Genomic DNA, 21800 nt, shown 5'->3' with positions numbered 1-21800 from the left:
TTTATGGAGAATCAGTAATTCCTTTTTCTCCCTCACGTTAAATAGGAATAATCCATGGCAAAACCGGACTGGGGCGAGCTTCAGCAACGGTTCCTGTCCGATCATGCCGCAACCGGCGTATCACCGAAGGATTGGTGTGAAGCGCAGGGACTGAATTACGCTACAGCCCGCCGATACATCAAGAAACCCACTGCGCAAACTGCGCAAAAACCTGCGCAGAAGAAATTGTGCACTGCGCAAAAGGAAAAGTGCGCAGAAGAGTTGGTGGAGAGCAAACTGAGTCCAAAGGTAAAGCGCTTCATTGCTGAATACCTCAAGGACCAGAACGCTACCGCTGCCGCTGAGCGTGCGGGCTATAGCGACCCAAACTATGGCCGTCAGCTTCTAACGAATCCTAACGTTGCGCAGGCCATTGCGCAGCAGCAGAAAGCATCCATTGTGCGCACACTCGGCAGCGCTGATGAAGTACTTGAGCAGATGTGGCGCCTGGCAACGTTCGACGCCAACCAGCTATCACAGTATCGCCGCGGGAGTTGCCGTTACTGCTGGGGCTTCGGTCACCAGTATCAATGGCGCGATGCTGTTGAGTATGAAGAGAAGCGGCTCGAAGCGCTTGAGCGTAAACGTCGCGAGCCCGTAGATGTTGGTGGTTACGGTTACGACCACACCAGCGCACCTAACCCGGAATGCCCTCGCTGTAATGGTGACGGCATCGGCCAGCCTTTCTTCGCTGATACGCGCAAACTGGCGCCCGATGCTGCGCTTGCCTATTCCGGAGTGAAGCTTGGGAAGAATGGCGTAGAGATTACCGCTATTAGCCGGGAGCGGATGTACGAGGCGGTGATGAAACGTCTCGGCCTGGCTGATAGCGAGTTCGCCCAGCGTCTGCAGCAGATAGAAATTGAGCGCCGGCAGCTGGAGGTCGAAAAATTACGCAAAGAGCTGGCCGCTGACCCGGAGGATGACGAACCAACGCCAGTTGCAATCAATATCAACGTAGTCGATGCACGAGTGAGGGAAGAGGATGGCGATAGCACCGACGCTTAACATCCCTCAGGCCAAATTTCTTGCGATGCAGTACAAGTTTAAGGCCTACGTCGCCGGCTTCGGTTCTGGCAAGACATGGGTCGGCTGCGGTGGTATCTGCAAAGGGATGTGGGAACACCCCAAAATCAACCAGGGTTACTTTGCGCCAACGTATCCGCAGATCCGTGACATCTTTTATCCCACTGTTGAGGAGGTGGCCCACGACTGGGGGCTGAATGTCAAAATCAACGAGGGAAACAAAGAGGTTCACTTCTACGCCGGACGCCAGTACCGAGGAACGACGATTTGCCGCTCGATGGAGAAACCGCAAACCATCGTTGGTTTTAAAATCGGTAACGCGCTGATTGATGAGCTGGACGTAATGCCCGCCAAAAAGGCGCAGTTAGCCTGGCGAAAAATCATTGCTCGTATGCGTTACAACGTGGCCGGTCTTCGTAACGGGATCGACGTCACCACGACGCCAGAAGGGTTTAAATTCGTTTATCAGCAGTTCGCAAAGGCTGTACGCGATAAGCCTTCGCTCTCAACGCTGTACGGCCTGGTGCAGGCCTCGACGTTCGACAACGAAAAGAATCTGCCGCCGGACTATATCCCGTCGCTGATGGAGTCATACCCGCCGGAGCTGATCAAGGCTTATCTCCGTGGCCAGTTCACCAACCTTACCAGCGGGACGATTTACCATCAGTTTGACCGTAAGCTGAATAACTGTCGGGAGGAAGAGCAACCCGGTGAGCCGCTGTATATCGGTATGGATTTCAACGTCGGGAAGATGGCCGGGGTTGTTCATGTGTTACGTCTGGGGCTTCCGTTTGCGGTTAATGAAATCGTGAAGGCTTACGACACCCCTGACATGATCCGCATCATCAAAGAACGGTTCTGGCTGTACGACGGCAACGATTATCGCAAGGTGCGGGAAATCTATATTTACCCGGACGCTTCCGGCGATTCCCGCAAATCCAGCAATGCCAGCGCCACGGATATCGCTCAGCTTAAGCAGGCCGGCTTCAATGTGGTTGTTAATGCATCAAACCCGCCAGTGAAAGACCGCATCAACGCGATGAATGCCATGTTCTGCAATGGTAAAGGTGAACGTCGCTACAAAGTGAATGTAAAGCGATGCCCGGTGTACACCGAATCGCTTGAGCAACAGGTTTGGGGCGAAAACGGTGAGCCGGATAAAACGGCGGATAACGATCACCCCAACGATGCCGGTGGGTATTTCATTGTGAAGCAATTCCCGATTATCAAACCGACTGGAAAAGTCACCCAACTGCGGATGTAAAACCATGCCTGATATTTCAACGCCCAACCTCGACTATAACGACATGGTTGAGGCATGGGATATTAATGATGCGCTGATGGGCGGCACGCTGGAAATGCGACGGCAGGGCAAGAAGTATCTCCCGAAATGGCCGAACGAAGATCCTGAAAGTTATAAGGAGCGTTTGGCTTCGGCAACGTTACTACCTGCCTATGAAGAGGCCATTAAACAAAACATCGGGCGAGTGTTTGCTGAGCCGACGGTATTGAGTGAGGACTCTCCTGAACAAATACGGGAACTATCGCCAGATATTGATATGGAAGGAAACCGGCTCGATGTCTGGGCACAACAATTTTTCAGCATCGGATTTCAGTATGGTCTGGTACATGCGCTGGTGGATTTCCCGAAAATTGACCCGGAGGCAGTAAAAACTAAAGCCGACGAAAAAGCCGCGGGATCCCGCCCGTATGCCACGATGTTAAATCCTCGCCAGGTCATCGGCTGGAAATCGAAAGTGGTTAAAGGGAAAGTGGTGCTGACCGATCTGCGCATCAGAGAGGTCATCATTATTGATGGCGACGATTACGGGCAAACGAAAGTTGAACAAATACGCCATATCATGCCGGGCAAGGTTGAAATTTATCGCCGAAATAAAGGTGATAACGGCGAAAGCCAGTGGCAGATTCACGACGAGTGGGAAACCAGTCGCGATGACATTCCCCTGGTGACTCTTTACACAAAACGCACAGGCTTTATGCGCGGTTCACCGCCACTGCTTAATCTCGCCTTACTGAATATCAAGCACTGGCAGAGTCAGAGTGAACAGGACAACATCCTTCATGTCGCTCGCGTGCCGTTGCTGGTGGCTTACGGTCTGGCTGATGGCGAAACGTTGACGATAGGTTCTTCCTCTGCGACTCGTTTCGATGACCGCCAGCGCCAGGGACTGGAATATGTCGAGCATACAGGGGCTGCGATTGAAGCCGGTAAGATTTCCCTTGAGGATCTGGAAAACCAGATGCGTCAGGCCGGCGCAAAACTGCTGCGCGCGGAAAACCCATCGACTAAATCCTTAGACCAGACTCACGAAGAACGGATGCAGGAGAATTCACCTCTCTACACCATGGCAAGTTCGCTTGAGGATGCGCTCGATAATATCCTGCAGATTATGGCGGAATGGCTGGGCGAGAAAGAAGGCGGCAATGTCGATGTACGCACCGAACTGGATGTTTCAGCCCAGACGTTTGATGCCACTGCTGCAACAGCTGTTCAGTCGCTCCGTCAGGGTGGTGATATACGTCAGGTCGATGCTGTTCGCGTTTTGCAGGCCCTCAAATTTATCGATCCGGACGCGAAGCCCGAAGAGGTAATCGATGAGTTGCGGAATCAGCAGGTCACGCTGGCCGGCGGACTGAGTAACCCGGGTGGTGCAAATGGCAACGGCGAATGACAAGCTTCAGGATGAATCGATAGCGCATGCGATATGGATAGCGCGGTACAGCACCAGCGTTGCAAACAGGATGATAAAAATCCTGAATGACAGCGATGCGGAACTGACAGCCAGATTGCTGGTAGCGATGGATAGCCTGGATGCTGACAGCTTTACCGTGTCGCGACTGGAAGCGCTGCTCGTTAGTGTCAGAGCTCTCAATCGCGAGGCTGTGCAGTCAATGTACGCGGGACTATCTGATGAGCTGCAGCAACTCGCTCAGCACGAAGCAGGCTTTCAGCTGAGCCTGTTCCAGTTTGCGATCCCCGATGATGTGCTATCGCTTCACCCGCTGGTGGGCATTTCACCGGATGCCGTTTACGCAACTGCGATGGCACAGCCGTTTCAGGGGCGCCTGCTTTCGGAGTGGGCAGATAACCTTGAAGCTGACAGGATGGCAAGAATTTCCAATACAGTGCGGCAGGGTTTTCTCCTGGGCGATACGCATGAGCAAATCGCCAGAAAGGTCCGTGGTCATGCTAACCGTGGTTATCAGGATGGCGCGCTGCAGATGAGCCGAACCAATGCCGGCAGTATTGCAAAAACGGCTGTGGGGCATCTTGCTTCTACGGCCAGGAAAAGCTTTGCAGATGCGAACGATGACATTTTGAAGGGTAAGCAGTGGTTATCCACTTTGGATAACCGGACATCAAAAGACTGTCGAATTCGCGACCGCCTCAAGTACACACTGGATAACAAGCCGATCGGCCATAAGGTGCCGTATCTGCAGGGACCCGGGAAAATCCATTTCTGCTGCCGCAGCGTCGAAACCTACATCCTGAAATCGTCTGATGAGCTGGGTATTGCTGTAGGGCAAATATCAGATAGCTCGCGCGCCAGCATGGACGGGCAGGTGCCTTCGGATACCGATTATCAGGGTTGGTTCTCGCGCCAGTCGTTCACGCGACAGTCCCAGATCGTTGGCGTAACCCGGGCCCGGCTGATTCGTGACGGCGGCATGTCGCCCGATGATTTCTACAACGACAAGGGCGAATGGCTGACTCTGGAGCAACTTCGTAACCTGGATACTCAGGCGTTCAGCAACGCCAGACTTTAAAGCTTTTTAAGTCTTCAATCAGGCTGCCTCCGGGCGGCCTTTTTTATTGCCGTGATCCGGATGGTGAGCGGTGCAACGGTCGGATGACCACCGAAAAGGTAACCACATGAAACTGAAAACAGTCGAAGTTAACGGCAAAAGCTATGCAGAAGTCGATTCCAGCGGTTTACCCGTCTACGTCCACGATGACGGCCAGGAAGTTGGTTTTGATGCTGTGCAGGCCGTTGGGAAAATCTCTTCTCTGAATGGCGAGGCGAAATCTCATCGTGAAGCCAAAGAAGCAGCTGAAGCCAGTCTGGCTAAGTTTGCCAAAATCGGTGATCCGGCAAAGGCGCTCGAAGCGCTGGAGATGATGACTAAAATCGACCAGAAAAAACTGATCGACGCAGGCGCTGTTGATCAGGTTAAAGCAGATATCACCAAATCCTTCCAGGCCCAGCTTGATGAAGCTACTCAGCGTGCGGCGACCCTTGAAGGCCAGCTTTATCAGGAAATGATCGGCGGTCGGTTCTCTGGCTCGAAATTCATCGCAGATAAAGTAGCAATTCCGGCAGATATGCTTCAGGCGCGGTTCGGTCAGTCCTTCAAAGTCGAGGACGGCAAAGTCGTTGCCTATGATGGCTCTGGCAACAAAATTTATTCCCGCTCGAAGCCGGGCGAACTGGCGGCCTTTGATGAGGCGCTGGAGTTCCTGGTGGAGCAGTACCCACAGAAAGACCACATTCTGAAGGCCAGCGGCAACCAGGGAGGCGGCTCACGGCAGTCTCAGCATTCACTCGGGCAGAAAACGATGAAACGCGATGCGTTTACCAGTTTGAGTCCGACAGATCAGCAATCAACTCTCAAAGACGGTATCACCATCGTCGATTAATTCTTTGCCAGCCGCCGGATGGCTGCTGGTGCCGGAGCTGGATAGCTCAACCAACCCTATATTTTAACCTCCAAGGAATCCATACACATGGCTAATACGCTTACCGGGTTGATCCCGACTATCTTCACGGCTCTGGATACCGTATCTCGCGAACAGGTCGGTTTTATCCCGGCTGTATCGCGCAATGCTAAAGCTGATGCGGCGGCGAAGGACCAGACTGTTACTGCGCCGGTTGCGCCACCGGCAACCACTGTTGATATTACCCCGGGGGCTACTGCGCCAAATGACGGCGACCAGACGATCGGCACCGTTGATGTCAAAATCACCAAATCCAAAATGGCCCCGGTCAAATGGAACGGTGAGGAACAACTGGCACTGGGGCCCGCAGGGACATACAACACCATTCTTGCTGATCAGTTTAAGCAGGCTTTTCGCGCGCTGGCTAATGAGATGGATGCAGATCTTGCAGCTCTGTATTTCGCATCCTCCCGTGCTGTTGGTACGGCCGGCACCGCTCCTTTCGGTATTGCAGGTGATTTGTCGGATGCGGCAAATGCGCGCCAGGTTCTCTCTGACAACGGTTCGCCGACAACTGATCTGCAGATGGTTCTCGGTTCTTCGGCTATCGCAAACCTCCGCGGTAAACAGTCTGTTCTGTTCAAAGTAAACGAGTCCGGTACTGATGCGCTTCTGCGCGAAGGTATCGTGGGGCGACTGGAAGGATTCAACATCCACGAATCCGCGCATGTTAAGAAACGCGCTGCATCTCCGGCTGCCGGATACCTGGTGAATGGAGCAAAAGCTGAAGGCGATATTCTGATTGCCATTGATACCGGCACAGGTGCTTTTGCAGCGGGTGACATCGTGACGTTTGACGGGGACAGCAATAAATACCTTGTTGCTGCTGCGACGGCCACAGCAATCACCCTGGCTGCTCCTGGCTTACGTCAGGCACTGGCCGATAACACCGCTGTTACCGCTGGTGGCGCCTACACCGCAAACATGGCGTTTGATCGCAATGCATTCCTGCTTGCATCCCGAACCCCGGCAATGCCGCAGGGCGGCGATACTGCGGATGATGTGATGAACGTTACTGACCCGGTATCTGGCATCACTTACCAGGTAGCCCTGTACCGCCAGTATCGCCAGGTGCGTTACGAAGTCGGTTTGTCCTGGGGCGTAGCGGCAGTTAAGTCGGCGCACTCAGCGTTGTTGCTGGGCTGATAAACAGGGGCTTCGGCCCCTTTTTTTAGTGGAGGGCTAATGGCCGGATTAACAAAAGAGCAGCGCGCACAACGAGCTGCTGAGCAAACTGCGTCTACGCAGGCGGATAACAATGAACCCGTATCGACCACATCGCAGCTGGTGGCAATGGTTACCGATTTCCCGGCATTCCCTGGTGCGCCCAATACCGCCAACGTTCACCCTGATGAAGTGGAGAACTGGAAGGCGCACGGCTGGAAAGAAATGGAGTGATACATGATCACTTTCATCACCGTTGAAGTTGTCAATTCGATTCTCGGTGCCACCTGGACAGATGAAAGCAAAAAAGCCAAATCTGTGCTGATGGCCAATACCTGGATGAATGGACTTAACCTGAAACTGCCGTGCAATAAGGCAACTCACGAAATCATCATTCCTGACGATGTGAAACAAGCTGGCGCCTATGCAGCGCTAGCGGCCTCGAATGGTGGCCTTTATCAGCAGAAAACCGATTCTGGTGTGTTGCTGAGTAAGACGGTAGATGCCGATGATGTCAGCGTTTCAAAGACCTTCGCGGAACTTGCTACCAACAGCTCGGCATTGCTTGATTCCGATCTGCAGCTGGCGCTTGCAATGCTAAAGCCCTATGGCGTTAGTCAGTCTCAGGTACGGCTGGTAAGGGGGTGATATGCAAAACACTGATGTGCATTATGCCGGTGACGGGCTCGGCCCTCGCGATGTGTTTGTGAATGGAAACCCGATCAATTATGTCGTTTACGCAAACCCGGCAAAGGGCGTTGTTGAGTTTGCTCCGCTTCGGCTGAGGGTTAAACGCAACGGCGAAATCTATACCAGGAAACTGCGTGGTAACGTCCTGGTCCTTTTTACTGGCGGATATGTTTCTAACAATATCCCGCTTCAGCGTTTTGGTGAAAAAGGCATAGAGGAGGTAGACCGTGGGTATCCGCGACGAACTCCAAACTGAAGTCGCCGCAGCCTTCGATACAGACCTGCAGGATGCCGTTAAGGATTTCACTGGGTCATACACCGTTCGAGGTGCCTGGGACCCGGTGACGGAAACCGGCACTGAAACGCAGGTGACTTACTCGGGGCGTGGAGTGCTGGCGCGTTATAAACTGCGCCGTATCGATGGCGTTAACATTCTGCATGGTGACGTGAAGCTAACCGCCCTGGTCAATGAGGTGACTGACAAGCCGGCAGTCGGGCATATCATCACCGCACCGGATTCTATTACGGGTGAGCTTCAGCGTTACGAGATCATCACCGCTTCTGCCGACTCTGCTGGCGCTGCGTACTCCATTCAACTGCGGAGGGTGTGATATGGCTAAGGGCTGGAACATTGACCCGGCGGCATTCGCCGGGCTGGTGGCCGAAGATGTCAAACTACGCCAGCGGACAATCGCCATTCAACTGCTGAATGAAATCGTTCAACGTTCGCCGGTAGGAAACCCTGAGTTGTGGGCCATCAACGCGACCGCGGTTCAATACAACAAAGCTGTTGGGGAATGGAACGAATCTCTTTATGCCGACCCTGCTAACCTGACCAAAACCGGAAGGCTCAGGAAGAAAGTCCGTGTTAATGACAGCATGGATATCAGGCGGCCGGCTGAGTATCGCGCAGGAACCTTCAGGGCATCGCATTTTGTCAGCATCGGCGAACCCGATCACTCCGTCCCGACCGAGCCGGATCCGCGTGGGACAATGACATTTCTTAATGGCAAAAATATCATTGACCAGGCGCCAGCCTACTCGGTGATTTACATTCAGTCGAACCTGCCTTACTCCGTGCCTCTGGAGAATGGTCACTCAACGCAGGCGCCAACAGGCGTCTATGCCGTCTCGTTTAATGGTGTGATTCAGGCCTACAAATGACCCTTACAGAAATCAGAAACGCTGTCATTTCCCGAATGGCGGCACAGACCGCTATTGCCTCTGATGCGGTGGATTATCCCAATGGTCCGGTATTTTACCCCAGCAACCGCGATATCTGGGCCCGCCTCACCAACATTGCAGGACAGGCTGGCGCAACCGAGATCGGGGATGGGCCAGTCGTCCACAGGACGGGCTTACTCATCATTCAGCTATTTGTTCCGGTTGGCTCCGGGACGTTGCTTATCTCACGGACGGCTGATCAGCTAACGGAGCTATTCGAGTTCAAGGACGACGGAAAACTTAGTTATTTCGCTGTTTCTGCTGTGCCGGCGGGTGAGACCGATGGCTGGTTACAGCTCAATCTTCAAATTCCTTATCGCGCTCTGTAGCGCACAAAAAACAGGAGGCTCCTGTGAGCTCAGGTGCAAAAGTAGTAGCCGCGTTTATTCGCGAGACAACGCCAGGAATCACGCCAACAGCAGGGGCGTGGAACCTGCTGCGTCGTTCTTCATTTGGTCTGAAACCAACGCAGAACACCAACAACAATGACGAAATAGCTGGTGACCGTATGGCGCAGGGTGTTTCACGCGGCACAGTGGATGTCGGCGGCGATGTCGGCACACGGTTTCGCTGGAATCAGCATGACGATTTTCTTGCCAGCTGTTTCGGCGCCGAATGGGTAAATAACGTGCTGACGATGGGTAATGGTCGTATTACGTTCTCCGTGGCGACCTTTGCCAGTGATGTGGGGATCGCCCAGATTGCCCGCGGTTGCCAGGTTGGTACCTTCCAGATGGAAATCCCGGCCGATGGTGATATCACTGCAACCATTACGTTTGCAGGGCTGGACTGGGAGACGAAGGGGGACGATACCAGCTTTTTCACCACGCCAGTGGATTTAGCGGGGGCGCTGCGTTACTCCTTCAAAGAGGTCACAAACATCCGGCTAAATGGTGTTGATGGCGGGACAGGCTTCTGCGTCGACACCTTTAACATTCAGTTCAACAACAATATGCAGACTCAGCGCTGCATCGGTACCGGTTCGGCGTTCGCCGGCGCAAACATTCCGACAACCTTTACCCCGTCAGGTCAAATCACGCTGTCATGGTCAAAGGCTGCCTGGGAGGTTTACAAAAAAACATTCACCGGCGAAACGGTGCCGTTTAGCTTCACGCTGGAGAATGATGAAGGCGCCTATACCTTCGATTTCCCGGAAGTGCAGATCTCCGGCGACTGGCCGGATGCGGGGAGCACTGACATTGTTCAGGTTCAGCTGGATATCACCGCGGCCAATACTCCGCCAACTATTACTCGCGTTCCTGCCACTACTGGCGGTGGTGATTAACATTGGCCCTCTTTGGAGGGTTTTTTTATGGAGTTTTTTATGCTGATTGTTACCCCGAAAATTGATTTAAATGGCGAGCGCTGGTTTTATCCCTACAAAAAGCCAGAAGGCAGCAAAAAGGAATTCTCGCCGGAAGAAGAATCGCTGTTCAAACTTCGCCTGCTGGTGGCCAGCAGCGAGAATCCGCAATATCGCTCTCGTAACGCGCTGGTGCGCCGCCACATCGATAAGATGGACGCAGGTTATAAGGTGGGGACAACGGATTTTAATCTCGCCAGCGTGGACGATATAGACTCTGTTGATGACCTGCTGATCGATAACGCCGCTCGGTTCCTGCTGAAAGGCTGGGAGGGAGTAGGTAAGTTAGTCGACGGCATAGAGGTTGCTCTCGACTACACCCCAGAACTTGGGGCTGCCATGCTGAAACAGCACCCGGCGCTATACTGGCTGATACTGGCTGAGGCGGCAAACATTGCTCAGGGTAAGGAGCAGCAGACTCAGGAAACCGTAAAAAAGCCATAGAGGCCCAAAAGTGGCTAAAGGATTTCGCTGGCGAGCAGGGCGAGAAAGCAAAGTGGCGCAGGGAGAAGCTAAATCTCCCACCCATTCCAGAGCCTGAAATCGATGCGGTCACTGGGGAGATCCTCAACGCTTACGCCATGATATCGCGCGGCAGGAAGTATGCCGGCATGGCCGGAGTGCCGCTCCCTCTATCCCTGAATGATATTGAGCTTTACCTGGCATCGCGCACCATCCTGATCGACCGCATTGAGTTTGACGCAGCAATACTGGCCCTCGATGATGCCTGGAGAGTTGAGTGGGCTGAAGAGCAGAAAAGACAGGCAAAAGTGAAGTAGTCATATCATTGTCCCTATCTTTTCCTGTGCTAACCTGTGAGCAAATGTTAATGATGAGGATAGGGATGTGAAAAGGGCTTTGGTGGTCGGGCTTGGTTTAATGGCATTGTTGGGCTGTGATGACAAGTTTCAAATATCAAAACTACTCCCCCCTAAAGACCCACCTTCAATTGCTGAGATGATAGCTACGGGGAAAGAGCAAATAATGTCGGAATGTAAAAAAGGCGATGTTTCCTTTAACTGTGAATTCCTCACTGGCGATTTAACCGGGACGGGAAAGTGGCATCATACCAAGCTGTACCTGCATAACAACGGGATGGTAGATATGATTATTGACGGCAAGGCTTACTATCAAAGCGATATCAGCAGTAACACCTTTGCGGGTCAGGAGACAACTACCTTCACAATGAAAGGCGTTGGTGGCGACAATGGTGAAGTAAATATCGTTAGATCCAATGAAGGGAAATCCTTAAATTTTGAAGCCTATAACAAAGATGACAAACGGTTTGTTATGGGAGGCGTTAAATTGCAGTAACTCAATCGAGGGATGAAGATAGCCTTCACTGATTATCATTTTTTAAGTATTTCCTAACCCGCTTTATCGGCGGGTTTTTTATTGCCCGGAGATAAGGTAAATGGCAGAACAAGAATCACGGCTAGCGATACGCCTGGACAGCTCCGGGGCAGAGAAGCAGGCTGACAGCCTTACTGTTGCGCTTGATAAGATGACTCAGTCTGGTGATAAGGCCGTAACCAGCATATTCAAAGTGACAAAAGCGACTGACGATGAAAAAGATGCTCTCAATAAATTACGAGCAGCCATTGATCCGGTTGGTGCTGCAATTGATACAGTCGGTCGCCGCTATAGTGAGCTAAAAAAATACTTCGATAAGGGTCTAATTGACGAGGAAGAGTTTCGTTCGCTGTCTAAGATGCTGAATGACACCACTGAGGAACTAAGTGGTGTTGCACAAGCTCAACGAGAAGCAGAGAAGGCCAGCAAACTGGCTGCTGTGCAGCAGGAGGCGCAGGCTGATGCATTCCAGAGAATACTCGATAAAATCGACCCTCTGGCAGCTGCTCTTCGCAATCTTGAACAACAACAAAGTGAACTGAATACAGCCTTTAAATCGGGCGCAATTAATACTTCCCAATATGATGCATACAGCAAAAAACTTCAGGAGACTCGTCGGGAAGTCACTGGCGAAGCACAAGCCGAGCGCGAGGCTGTAAAAGCACATGATGAGCAGGTAAATGCACTGCGTCGTCTTGAGGCCCAAATAGATCCCGTAGGTGAAGCATTCCGTCGCCTTAACGAGCAGCAGCGCCAGCTGGATACAGCTAAAACATCCGGGATGCTGTCGCCCCTGGCTTACGATCGCCTCAACAGTAAACTTGCAGAATCCCGCGATGCTCTGGAGAAAACCCAGGCGCAATTGGGTAAAACAAGCCAATCTGCAGCTCAGACTGCCAACGCTATGCGCATGATCCCTGCTCAGATGACCGATATCGTTGTCGGTCTTTCTACCGGGCAGTCACCGTTTATGGTTCTTATGCAGCAGGGCGGTCAGCTCAAAGATATGTTTGGCGGCATTGGGCCAGCGATCAAGGGCGTTGGCACATATGTCATGGGTCTGGTTAATCCCTATAGCGTGGCAGCTGCTTCAGTTGGGTTGCTAACTTATGCTGTCTATCAGAACCGCCAGGAAATTGATGCTGCGACAAAAATAGCCACAACGTCCCTTGGTGCTAACGGAGATGCTGCTGAGCGACTTGCGCTCAATATGGTTGCTATATCTGATAAGACGGGTCAGACGATCGATGAAGTCGGTAGTATGTTTATAACTACTAATGACGGTGCGAGCGAAGCAATAAATAAGCTTATCGACGTTGGTTTTAGTTATGACGAGGCAAGGACAAAGGTAGCCCAATACAAGGATTCTGCTAATTTAACCGCCTTGAATGCTGATATTGATCAGCATCGACGGGAGATCCTGAAAATAGGTGATTCGTGGACAGCTGCAGCTATTGAGGTCAAAAATTATTACACAGCAGCGGATAAGGGTAGGCAAAACGTAGCGCTTGGTGGCGCAATTGACCCTACGATGAGGTTTATCGGCCAGGCGTTAGATCTGCAAACCACGATGAACACACTTACCATTGAAGGTAATAAGGCGGTAAAAAATTCCGTTGACTGGATTAATAAGGAGTATCTGGCGGCAGACAGGGTTGCCGGTGCAGAAGCTCGGTTAAAGGAGGCAAGAGCACAGTCCAGAAAAATTGCTTTCTCAGGAAATAAAGAAGCAATCAATCAGGCCAATGCGCTAATTGCTGTAAGGGAAAAGGAACTTGAGCAGGCCAAAAAAGCTGGGCAGCCCAAGACCCACAAAGAAAAAGCCTATACAGAGGACGCAGCAACCCGGCTTCTTGATCAGATAAACCAGCAGACTGCTGCCATGCAGTCCCAGCTGGATGCCAGTGACAAGCTTAACAGCGCGACACAGGCGCGAATCAAGTTCGAGCAACAGATTGCTGACCTCAAGTCTAAAACGCAGCTCACAGCTGACCAGAAGTCGATCCTTTCCCGTTCAGATGAAATCCTCCAGGCATATAAGCAGCAGGAGGCACTGCAAAATTCCGTAAAAACCCTGGACGATTACCGGAAAATGCAGGAACAGGTAAAGACGAAGGATGAGCGGACCAACGATCTGCTTAAAACTCGTCTTGAACTGCTGGAGAAAGCCAAAGCAACCGGGCAACTAAAACCCGGTGAATATGAAAAAACACGGGCAGATATTTATCAAAACACCGATATGCAACTGCCCTCGACGGTTCGTAATGTTGTAGGAAACCTGACACCCACAGGAGGGCGACTCTCTGGAACTTTTGAGGGGATGCAGGGGCAAATCAACGAATATGACCAGGCTCAGCAAGAGCTCCAGCGCTGGCTGGCAGCTCAGGAGGAAGCTTATGCGAAGGCCGGTGAAATAACTGCCGAGGGTGAGGCCAGAATGACCTCTATTCGTCAGCGTGCAGCGGATGCAAATCAGGTCATAGAGGCTCAGAAAAATACCATCATATCTGCGGCCACGCAGTCCTTGTTTGATAGTACCGCTGAAATCATGCGAACGGGGTTTGGTGAGCAATCGGCAATCTACAAGGTTGCTTTTGCTGCGAGTAAGGCATTCGCTATCGCGGACTCTATGGTGAAAATCCAGCAGGCTATAGCAAGCGGTGCAGTAAGCGCGCCTTATCCGGCCAACTTCATCGCTATGGCCTCAATCGCTGAGCAGACTGCCAGTATCGTCTCAAATATCCAGGCCGTTTCAAGTGTTGGCTTCGCCTCCGGCGGTTACACAGGCCCCGGTGGTAAGTATCAGCCAGCGGGTATTGTTCACAAAGGAGAGTACGTTTTCGACCAGGCATCAACGAACCGGATCGGCGTGTCTCAGCTTGAGGCACTTCGAAATGGCCAACCGCTTGATGCAACTCTGGGGCGTACAGGGTTTGGTACTGGTGTTCAGAACGTTAACAGCGATAACAGCAGCAAGACCACCATCCATGCTCCCATTGAGCAACATTTCCATACGCCGCCCGGGGTGACACCTGATCAGATGGCTCTCTCCATGGCTCAAACGCAGAAGCGGGCGACAACGGAAGCCCTGGATCAGGTTGCTGCGCAATTGTTGAGAGGGGACGGGAAAGTTGGTAAGGCAATGCGCAGTAAATATCCAGGCAGAGGGTTAGAGTGATGACTGATATCTACTACCCGCATGACAGTCTTCCGATGCCATTACAGGAAGGGTACGGATTCCAGCCTGTCAGCCCGTTAAAACGAACCCAGTTAACCACCGGCCGCGCGCGGCAAAGGCGAGCTTATACGTCCACGCCGACGCAGGCCAGCATCACCTGGTTTATGGAAACCGATGCGCAGGGACTGGCGTTTGAGTCCTGGTTCCGGGATGCGTTATCTGACGGGGCTGCGTGGTTCATGATGAAGCTGCAGACGCCGGCGGGCATTAAGTTTTACAAATGCCGCTTCACAGACATTTATCAGGGCCCGGAACTGGTTGCCCCGATCTACTGGAAGTACAGCGCAACGCTGGAATTATGGGAGCGCCCCCTTGCTCCTACCCCATGGGGTAATTACCCGGAATGGATAGTCGGAAGTTCGTTGCTTGATATTGCCCTGAATAAGGAGTGGCCGAAGCATGACGCAGATTAAACGCCTCTACGCCAGCAGCGGCCCGGAGGTGATCATTGAAACGCTGCAGATCACCATTGGTTCTGACGTCCATTATCTGTGCCAGGGTTACGAGAACATCACGGCAACGACGGAGAACGGCGATACCGTAACGTTTTCAGCCTGTGCGATAGACATTGCGCTGCCGGCGCGCAATGCGGACGGCACGCAGGACCTCAAATTTGCCTTGTGCAATATCGATGGTGTTGTGTCCACGGCGATCCGCAATGCGCTGGCTAACCGTCTGTCTGCATTTCTGACGTACCGCCGTTATATCTCCACGGATTTAGCGGCCCCTGCGGAAGTACCGTATACGCTGAAAATCAAGTCTGGTTACTGGACGGCGACAGAGGCGCAGATTACCGCGGGTTATATGAATATCCTTGATACAGCGTGGCCACGTTACCGCTACACGCTACCTGTATTCCCCGGACTGCGTTACATCAGCTAAGGAATCCCAATGTTTATCCCTGATAAATACCGTTCAGTCATCTGGCTGAAGGGCGGGCGCGTATATCCGCAGCTCGACTGCTTCGGCATTGTGAACGAGATACGCCGCGATCTGAAATTGCCCCTCTGGCCTGATTTTGCCGGGGTCACGAAAGACGACGGCGGCCTCGATCGGGAGGCGCGTCGAATGATGCTTACTCTGGAGCGCTGTGAACCATGCGAAGGCGCAGGGGTAGCCTGCTATTCAGGGTCAACCGTCACCCATGTCGGGATCGTCGTTAGTATCGGTGGCCTGCTGCATGTGGCGGAATGCAATCCGGGAACGAACGTCACCTTTCTGCCGTTGCCGCGGTTTAAGCGCCGATTTGTCAAAGTGGAGTTCTGGCAATGACCATTCGTTTTTACCCGTCCCGGCTTCCCGGTGAACCACTCGAAACGCATGAGCATGGTGTAACCAGTATTCGCAGCTGGCTGGTGGAAAATGTTGAAGGCTACGAGGATCGGGATGTCCCACCGCTGACCGTTGAGGTTGAGGGGCTGTTAATTCCGCCAGGCGAGTGGGCCACCTGCGTGATCCGCCCTGATAGTGATGTCAGGTTTTATCCGGTTCCCTTCGGGCTGGAGGCCGCCACAATCGCGTGGATCGGCGTCGGTATCTCCGTTGCCGCTGCAGCCTATTCGCTTGTTTTGATGAGCCGCATCGATACGGGCGGCTATACCTCATCCACAGGGCGGAGTCTCGACCTGAACCCGGCGCGGGCCAACACCGCAAAACTCGGTGATGCCATTCGTGAGGTGTTTGGCCGGGTGCGTATCTACCCGGATTATGTGGTCCAGCCCGTTACCCGGTTCGATGCCGCAGATCCTACGAAAATGCGCGTCCAGATGCTGCTATGTCTCGGTGTCGGTGAACTGATTTATACCACTGGCGATATCAGGGTAGGCAGTACGCCAGCTTCAACGCTGCCGGGTTTCAACATCACCTATTTTCCACCAGGCGCGGACGTTTCCGGCGATGAGCGCAGTGAAAACTGGGTCAATAGTACTGAGGTCGGAGGGACATCATCCGGTACCGGGCTGGATATGGCCCAGACGTCGCCGGATGCCGACGATATTATCGCAGACAGCATGACCGTATCCGGTTCGAGCGTAACGTTTACCGGGCTGGATACGGATGATGATGACGATAATGACGAGAACGATAACTCACTGCCGCCCAGTTGGGTCGCTGGCGCCGTGGTCGAACTGAAAGCCCAGGCGAACTACCAGATCACCACGGCGGCCGGATACAGCGTTATCGCAAGCCCGCTGCTGACGGAGATCGCGCCGGTGGTTGGAATGCCGGTGACGCTGGGGTTTAACTCTGTCGATTACGATCTGTTTATCGCGTCATATACCCCCGGTCAGGCTGCAGTGCCCGGCACCGGGGGGAGTGCGGCAAAAGTCCAGGCCAGTGCGGCCCCGACCACCTACGATTTTTCGACCAGCTCCAGCACGTTCACGATCACTTGGCAGGGAGTTACCTACCCGGTGTCGCTGGTGGCTAACTACGTCTCGATGTCGGGACTGCTGGCGGCCATCACCGAGGGACTCACTGGCTCCGGCCTGGTTGCGCAGGACAACGGCGGCACCGTACTGATAACCGAGTCGGCCAGTCCGTTCGCGGGTGGGGAGATCACGTCCTCTTCGCTGCCTGCAGCTGTTTTCGGTGATGCCCCGGTTTACACCTCCGGCACGGCATCAACCGGCGGCAGCCCGGCGGTAACGGCGAATGTGACGCTTGCCTATAACAGCGCCACGGGAACGGCCTTTTCCGGCATGCCGGAGGGGGTGCAACGGCTTTCACTTGCTCACCGCGGGAATGAGTACCGCATTGTCTCGACCGACGGCACAACGGCGACGGTGGCGCGCCTGGTTAACGGTGCCGTTGATGAGTCATGGCCGGGATTCACCGCCCGGACGATGATCGACTATGAGGCCACTGGTCTTAACGACACGCTGAGCTGGCTGGGGCCGTTCCTGGTTTGCCCTGAAAATGAGACCGTCGATATGTTCGAGGTGAATTTCTCTTTCCCGAACGGTATTTGCGGCTTTGACAGTAAGGGCAAAAAACGGATCCGCCACGTTGAGTGGGAGATACAGTATCGCGTCTACGGTTCCGGATCGGGGTGGGTGAGTCACCAGGGCGAGTATGCGCTGAAAAACGTCAACGGGTTAGGTTTCACTGAGCGGATCACCCTCAGTTCTCCGGGACTGGTAGAGGTTCGCTGCCGTCGGCGCAATGAGCAGGGCTCAAACAACGCCAGGGATTCGATGTACTGGCAGGCACTGCGCGGGCGACTGCTGACGCGCCCTTCATCCTATCCCGGCGTGTCGCTGATGGCGGTGACCGTTGAGACGGGCGGGAAGCTGGCGGCGCAGTCGGACCGCCGCGTAAACGTTGTGGCCACCCGCGCCTATGAAACCGGAACGGCCAGAACTATCTCGGGTGCTCTGCTGCATGTCGGAAACTCGCTGGGGCTGGAGATGGACGTCGACACCATCACTGCGCTGGAATCCGCGTACTGGACGCCACGGGGCGAAAATTTCGATTTCGCTACCGGAGACAGTATCTCAGCGCTGGAAATGCTGCAGAAGATAGCCAATGCCGGGAAGTCACGTTTTCTGCTGAGTGATGGCCTGGCGACGGTCAACCGTGAGGGGATTAAGCCCTGGACTGGCGTGATCACTCCGCATGAGATGGTGGAGGAGCTGCAGAGCGGATTTACCGTCCCGTCCGACGATGATTTTGATGGCGTCGACGTGACGTACATCAACGGGACTACCTGGGCGGAGGAGACCGTTAAATGCCGGACGCCTGATAATCCCACGCCGGTGAAAATCGAGAACTACAAACTCGATGGGGTACTGAATCAGGATCTCGCCTACCAGATCGGCATGCGTCGCCTGATGAAATACCTGCAGCAGCGGGTGACGTTCCAGACCACTACCGAGCTGGACGCGCTGTGCTACAACACGGGCGATCGCATTGTGCTCACGGATGATATTCCGGGTAACAACACGATTTCCTGTCTGGTGGAGGCGATGACAACGGCTGGTGGCGTGACAACGTTCACCGTTACGGAGCCGCTGGACTGGTCTTTCGAAAATCCCCGAGCACTGATCCGCTATCAGGATGGCTCTGCATCCGGGCTGATGGTGGCGAGCAGGGTGGGTGATTTTCAGCTGACAGTCCCGCACCTGAGCGAGTTTGATGACCCGATGAAGGTTGACCTGTCGTCGGCAACCATCGAGCCGATCCGCCTGGTGTTCTGCGGCTCAACGCGCCACGTCTACGACGCCATTGTTGAGGAGATCGCCCCGCAGTCTGACGGAACCTGCCAGGTCACCGCAAAAGAATACCTCGAATCGTTCTACCAGTACGACGACGCCACATACCCTGGCGACGCTGCTTAATACCAAAAAAATCCCTTTCAACTTTTCTTTCGCTCAAACCCTCGTTTGGGCGAATCCCTTTTTTGGAGCAAAAAACATGGCCGAACTTAACCCGCCTCTGGGAACGACGACGCCTGAAATTTTCCTGGATAACGTTAAACGGGCCGATCGGCTGGTGAACGGGCCAGAGGAGACGGTCGATGACCGCGGAGGGAAACCGCTCGATACCTGGCGCCAGATGATGGCGAAGAATGATGAGATCCGGCAGAACATCATCCCGCTCAGTAAGCAGTACATGACCCTGACGGCAGCGCAGGCGGATATCGTGAATATTCCGTTGGGGAGCACCACCTATTACCGCAGCCCTGATGACAGCGCGCTCGCAGTTGAGGTTATCAATAACGCCGGGACGCTACAGCCAACCGGCCGAAAAATGCCCTCCCAGCAGGCCGTTGACGCTATTATCAGGGCTGTTTTTGGCGGTCTTAATGTGTTGTTTGATCCGCTTTGCGAATTGCTTCTTCTTTATCCTTCCCTTGGCGGGAAAACACATATCCCCCTGGGTTCAATCACAGCAGCGGCGAACACAAATTCAAGGATGGGGTTCCCGGCTATAGTAGCGGGACCAGCAGCGGGAGGTGTGGCAGCGAGAACGGCATGGTTTGCTGATTGCGGTTTGAAGGCGGGGGATGTAATTAGTACGAAGGTTACTGCATGGTATGCCAACGCAGGCGGGCGCGTGGCCTATGTTTTCAGGGATACGTCTGGTACACAGATTGGCACGCAGGGATTGCAATATGCCACTGCGACAGGCGTGAACAGTTTTACAAACACGCTGACTATTCCTGCCGGGGCAGTCAGGTTAGATATTCGGGTGGAAAATACGGCTAACGCTGGACTGGTAGAGCTGGCTGTTGTGTTCGTGATTACTGCAAATGCTTCCGCTACCCTGGTTGTTCCTGGACGTCCTCTATCTCCTTATCCCGTCCCTCTCAGCGCGGGAGCGGTCTCGACCGATGCGATACAGAAAAAGGCGGTGACAGTAGAAAAAGCCGCCTTTTTTGTTCCTGGGGTTAACCTCTTCGATAAGAGTGCAGTGACACCTGATTCATATGTTGATGCCTCAACGGGCACAATAAAGACAAATGTAACTTATGATGCCTCAGATTTTATCCCGGTTGTTGCAGGGAACGCCTATACGCAACACTATGCTCATCAAACTGCATATTACGATGCAAACAAAAACTATTTGTCAGGTGAGCAGGCATCTACATCTCCGGCAACACCCCGAACTTTAACAATACCGACAGGTGCCGCTTACATCAGAATGACCGTTGCCAAAACGGTTCTGAACACAATGCAGTTTGAAAAGGGAGGCGAGGCGACGGGTTACCAGCCCTATGCTGTTCAGCTTGATCCACTGCTGATACCTCAGACGAACACTGCAGTTATTTCTGACTATGTGGAAAGAGCGCATCAAATCCGTATTGGTCGTATGAAGCTAAGCCAGCTGGAATCAGGAGCATCAACCATTCTAACCGTCGGTATCTTTGGCGACTCCTGGCCAACACAGCCAAACCGGTTTTCACAGCCATTAGCAAAGGCATTAAGAGCAAAGTATGGCGCTGGATCGGGGGTAGGATGGACGTCGTTTGGAAGACATGCAACCTCGGAGAGCATAATTAACGCCAACGTGTTTTCTCCGAGCAGTTCAGACGTATTGAAAACGTTGTTCACATGGACGGGTAACTGGTTATTTAGCTACAGCGGAACTAAAAATCCCACAAACAGCTCTCCGGATACTGCCGTGGTTACGTCATCCACACCTGGGGATAAGCTGAAAGCTACTGTTCCCGGCACGTCAGATGGTGGCTGGTCAACGTGCAGGCTTGGGTATGTGGGTACAGGTGACGGTGTTATTCGATATAACTGGGACGGAGGGGCATGGACGACGCTCAACGTACAAGGTAGCGGGCTGCAGTTTGTTGATATTAACCCACCGGCTACAGTAAATGCGTCGAACGTGCTCAACATTGAGAACGTGTCCGGTACCGTTTCGCTCTGTGGACTAAATCCCCTGGCAACAGGAGCAGGCGTACGTGTTCATAAGCTTGGTGCATCCGGTTCAAGTCTCGCCAGCTGGCTAACAATGGATGCGAATGATTTCGCGAAGGCGCTGACGGAGCTGGCGCTCGACACAGTAATCATTCTGACAGGCACAAACGACCAGAGAATTACGGGAGGAGCGACGGCTTTCGAGAATAACCTCCGCTCGTTCATTGCCCGCATTCGGGCGGCTTTGCCGGGTGCAGATATCCTGTTCGTTATGCCCTGCGAGAATGAGCGCCCAGATAACCCGGCAACAATGGCAACAATGGCAAAACGGGCCCGTTCTGTCACTGCCGAGCTTGGCTGTGCATTTATAAACCTGCAGTACATTTTTGGAGATAATCCGGCAGATTATGCCTATGGCTCGGTTCATTCCTGGTTTGCCGAGGATGGCATTCACCCGGATCCGGCAACTGGTGGTTATCTAATCAAAGACGCCGTTTTTCGTGCTTTAACAAACAGATAGAAAAATGTCCCCCGGAGGCACGCCGGGGGAAAAACGATAAACGACATTATTGCTGTGTGCGTCTTTGCGCGGCT

The 21800-nt window shown here is 53.3% G+C and carries 22 protein-coding genes; all 22 read left to right on the top strand.

Translation table 11 applies throughout. The features are described from left to right. The first annotated feature begins 54 nt into the window (after window positions 1–54). Complete coding sequence (locus tag FHW76_RS12230; protein WP_117147557.1) at window positions 55–1047, top strand: terminase small subunit; 993 nt, start codon at window positions 55–57, stop codon at window positions 1045–1047. After that, window positions 1025–2329 carry a terminase large subunit domain-containing protein gene (locus tag FHW76_RS12225; protein ID WP_100157556.1) on the top strand — a complete coding sequence of 435 codons (1305 nt, stop codon included), beginning with the start codon at window positions 1025–1027 and terminating at the stop codon, window positions 2327–2329. The genes FHW76_RS12230 and FHW76_RS12225 overlap by 23 nt, the downstream gene beginning before the upstream one ends. Before the next feature lie 4 nt (window positions 2330–2333). Then, a complete protein-coding gene (locus tag FHW76_RS12220; RefSeq protein ID WP_183476739.1) occupies window positions 2334–3758 on the top strand; it encodes a DUF4055 domain-containing protein in 1425 nt (474 codons plus the stop codon). Beyond that, window positions 3742–4854, top strand: a complete 1113-nt coding sequence (locus FHW76_RS12215) for a phage minor head protein (protein WP_183476737.1) — start codon at window positions 3742–3744, stop codon at window positions 4852–4854. Before FHW76_RS12220 ends, FHW76_RS12215 begins: the two co-directional genes overlap by 17 nt. A gap of 106 nt (window positions 4855–4960) precedes the next feature. After that, the gene (locus FHW76_RS12210) at window positions 4961–5725 is read left to right on the top strand and encodes a DUF6651 domain-containing protein (protein WP_177334884.1); all 765 of its coding nucleotides are present in this window, start codon (window positions 4961–4963) and stop codon (window positions 5723–5725) included. An 87-nt stretch (window positions 5726–5812) separates the two neighbouring features. Beyond that, window positions 5813–6949 carry a P22 phage major capsid protein family protein gene (locus FHW76_RS12205; protein WP_063106149.1) on the top strand — a complete coding sequence of 379 codons (1137 nt, stop codon included), beginning with the start codon at window positions 5813–5815 and terminating at the stop codon, window positions 6947–6949. A 39-nt stretch (window positions 6950–6988) separates the two neighbouring features. Then, window positions 6989–7201, top strand: coding sequence for a hypothetical protein (locus FHW76_RS12200; RefSeq protein ID WP_016160819.1), 213 nt, complete (start codon window positions 6989–6991; stop codon window positions 7199–7201). A gap of 3 nt (window positions 7202–7204) precedes the next feature. After that, entirely contained in the window at window positions 7205–7615 is a 411-nt protein-coding gene (locus FHW76_RS12195) for a protein singed (protein ID WP_126315588.1), read from the top strand. A gap of 1 nt (window position 7616) precedes the next feature. After that, window positions 7617–7913: a hypothetical protein gene (locus tag FHW76_RS12190; RefSeq protein WP_117116257.1), complete on the top strand. Its 297-nt coding sequence runs from the start codon at window positions 7617–7619 to the stop codon at window positions 7911–7913. Then, a complete protein-coding gene (locus tag FHW76_RS12185; RefSeq protein ID WP_012967908.1) occupies window positions 7885–8268 on the top strand; it encodes a hypothetical protein in 384 nt (127 codons plus the stop codon). Before FHW76_RS12190 ends, FHW76_RS12185 begins: the two co-directional genes overlap by 29 nt. Before the next feature lies 1 nt (window position 8269). Beyond that, window positions 8270–8821 carry a hypothetical protein gene (locus FHW76_RS12180; RefSeq protein ID WP_012967909.1) on the top strand — a complete coding sequence of 184 codons (552 nt, stop codon included), beginning with the start codon at window positions 8270–8272 and terminating at the stop codon, window positions 8819–8821. After that, window positions 8818–9210: a phage tail terminator-like protein gene (locus FHW76_RS12175; protein WP_117147552.1), complete on the top strand. Its 393-nt coding sequence runs from the start codon at window positions 8818–8820 to the stop codon at window positions 9208–9210. The genes FHW76_RS12180 and FHW76_RS12175 overlap by 4 nt, the downstream gene beginning before the upstream one ends. Window positions 9211–9233: 23 nt before the next feature. Continuing rightward, the gene (locus tag FHW76_RS12170; protein ID WP_117147551.1) at window positions 9234–10166 is read left to right on the top strand and encodes a phage tail tube protein; all 933 of its coding nucleotides are present in this window, start codon (window positions 9234–9236) and stop codon (window positions 10164–10166) included. Window positions 10167–10205: 39 nt separating this feature from the next. Continuing rightward, window positions 10206–10688 carry a hypothetical protein gene (locus tag FHW76_RS12165; protein ID WP_026005925.1) on the top strand — a complete coding sequence of 161 codons (483 nt, stop codon included), beginning with the start codon at window positions 10206–10208 and terminating at the stop codon, window positions 10686–10688. A 167-nt stretch (window positions 10689–10855) separates the two neighbouring features. Beyond that, the gene (locus FHW76_RS12160) at window positions 10856–11023 is read left to right on the top strand and encodes a hypothetical protein (RefSeq protein ID WP_004184440.1); all 168 of its coding nucleotides are present in this window, start codon (window positions 10856–10858) and stop codon (window positions 11021–11023) included. A gap of 67 nt (window positions 11024–11090) precedes the next feature. Beyond that, window positions 11091–11558, top strand: a complete 468-nt coding sequence (locus FHW76_RS12155) for a hypothetical protein (protein WP_117147550.1) — start codon at window positions 11091–11093, stop codon at window positions 11556–11558. Window positions 11559–11658: 100 nt separating this feature from the next. Continuing rightward, window positions 11659–14775: a phage tail length tape measure family protein gene (locus FHW76_RS12150; RefSeq protein ID WP_117147549.1), complete on the top strand. Its 3117-nt coding sequence runs from the start codon at window positions 11659–11661 to the stop codon at window positions 14773–14775. Then, window positions 14775–15248, top strand: coding sequence for a hypothetical protein (locus tag FHW76_RS12145; protein WP_104458893.1), 474 nt, complete (start codon window positions 14775–14777; stop codon window positions 15246–15248). The genes FHW76_RS12150 and FHW76_RS12145 overlap by 1 nt, the downstream gene beginning before the upstream one ends. Beyond that, window positions 15235–15717, top strand: coding sequence for a DUF1833 family protein (locus tag FHW76_RS12140; protein WP_080884792.1), 483 nt, complete (start codon window positions 15235–15237; stop codon window positions 15715–15717). The genes FHW76_RS12145 and FHW76_RS12140 overlap by 14 nt, the downstream gene beginning before the upstream one ends. A gap of 9 nt (window positions 15718–15726) precedes the next feature. Continuing rightward, complete coding sequence (locus FHW76_RS12135; RefSeq protein ID WP_104458895.1) at window positions 15727–16107, top strand: nitrite transporter; 381 nt, start codon at window positions 15727–15729, stop codon at window positions 16105–16107. After that, complete coding sequence (locus tag FHW76_RS12130; protein ID WP_117147548.1) at window positions 16104–19172, top strand: host specificity factor TipJ family phage tail protein; 3069 nt, start codon at window positions 16104–16106, stop codon at window positions 19170–19172. The genes FHW76_RS12135 and FHW76_RS12130 overlap by 4 nt, the downstream gene beginning before the upstream one ends. Before the next feature lie 76 nt (window positions 19173–19248). Continuing rightward, the gene (locus tag FHW76_RS12125) at window positions 19249–21726 is read left to right on the top strand and encodes a GDSL-type esterase/lipase family protein (RefSeq protein ID WP_181959791.1); all 2478 of its coding nucleotides are present in this window, start codon (window positions 19249–19251) and stop codon (window positions 21724–21726) included. Window positions 21727–21800: the final 74 nt, after the last annotated feature.

This window comes from Klebsiella sp. RC2, assembly GCF_014192815.1.
In the GTDB taxonomy this organism is placed as follows: Bacteria; Pseudomonadota; Gammaproteobacteria; order Enterobacterales; family Enterobacteriaceae; genus Klebsiella; species Klebsiella variicola.
This window is presented reverse-complemented; position numbering and strand designations above follow the sequence as displayed.

Excerpts from the sequence above, each read along its gene's own strand:
- FHW76_RS12145 (WP_104458893.1), top strand. The coding sequence starts at position 14,775 with ATGACTGATATCTACTACCCGCATGACAGTCTTCCGATGCCATTACAG.
- FHW76_RS12230 (WP_117147557.1), top strand. The coding sequence starts at position 55 with ATGGCAAAACCGGACTGGGGCGAGCTTCAGCAACGGTTCCTGTCCGAT.
- FHW76_RS12140 (WP_080884792.1), top strand. The coding sequence starts at position 15,235 with ATGACGCAGATTAAACGCCTCTACGCCAGCAGCGGCCCGGAGGTGATC.
- FHW76_RS12135 (WP_104458895.1), top strand. The coding sequence starts at position 15,727 with ATGTTTATCCCTGATAAATACCGTTCAGTCATCTGGCTGAAGGGCGGG.
- FHW76_RS12190 (WP_117116257.1), top strand. The coding sequence starts at position 7,617 with ATGCAAAACACTGATGTGCATTATGCCGGTGACGGGCTCGGCCCTCGC.
- FHW76_RS12200 (WP_016160819.1), top strand. The coding sequence starts at position 6,989 with ATGGCCGGATTAACAAAAGAGCAGCGCGCACAACGAGCTGCTGAGCAA.
- FHW76_RS12175 (WP_117147552.1), top strand. The coding sequence starts at position 8,818 with ATGACCCTTACAGAAATCAGAAACGCTGTCATTTCCCGAATGGCGGCA.
- FHW76_RS12180 (WP_012967909.1), top strand. The coding sequence starts at position 8,270 with ATGGCTAAGGGCTGGAACATTGACCCGGCGGCATTCGCCGGGCTGGTG.
- FHW76_RS12160 (WP_004184440.1), top strand. The coding sequence starts at position 10,856 with ATGGCCGGAGTGCCGCTCCCTCTATCCCTGAATGATATTGAGCTTTAC.
- FHW76_RS12165 (WP_026005925.1), top strand. The coding sequence starts at position 10,206 with ATGCTGATTGTTACCCCGAAAATTGATTTAAATGGCGAGCGCTGGTTT.
- FHW76_RS12205 (WP_063106149.1), top strand. The coding sequence starts at position 5,813 with ATGGCTAATACGCTTACCGGGTTGATCCCGACTATCTTCACGGCTCTG.
- FHW76_RS12195 (WP_126315588.1), top strand. The coding sequence starts at position 7,205 with ATGATCACTTTCATCACCGTTGAAGTTGTCAATTCGATTCTCGGTGCC.
- FHW76_RS12130 (WP_117147548.1), top strand. The coding sequence starts at position 16,104 with ATGACCATTCGTTTTTACCCGTCCCGGCTTCCCGGTGAACCACTCGAA.
- FHW76_RS12215 (WP_183476737.1), top strand. The coding sequence starts at position 3,742 with ATGGCAACGGCGAATGACAAGCTTCAGGATGAATCGATAGCGCATGCG.
- FHW76_RS12225 (WP_100157556.1), top strand. The coding sequence starts at position 1,025 with ATGGCGATAGCACCGACGCTTAACATCCCTCAGGCCAAATTTCTTGCG.
- FHW76_RS12220 (WP_183476739.1), top strand. The coding sequence starts at position 2,334 with ATGCCTGATATTTCAACGCCCAACCTCGACTATAACGACATGGTTGAG.
- FHW76_RS12150 (WP_117147549.1), top strand. The coding sequence starts at position 11,659 with ATGGCAGAACAAGAATCACGGCTAGCGATACGCCTGGACAGCTCCGGG.
- FHW76_RS12210 (WP_177334884.1), top strand. The coding sequence starts at position 4,961 with ATGAAACTGAAAACAGTCGAAGTTAACGGCAAAAGCTATGCAGAAGTC.
- FHW76_RS12125 (WP_181959791.1), top strand. The coding sequence starts at position 19,249 with ATGGCCGAACTTAACCCGCCTCTGGGAACGACGACGCCTGAAATTTTC.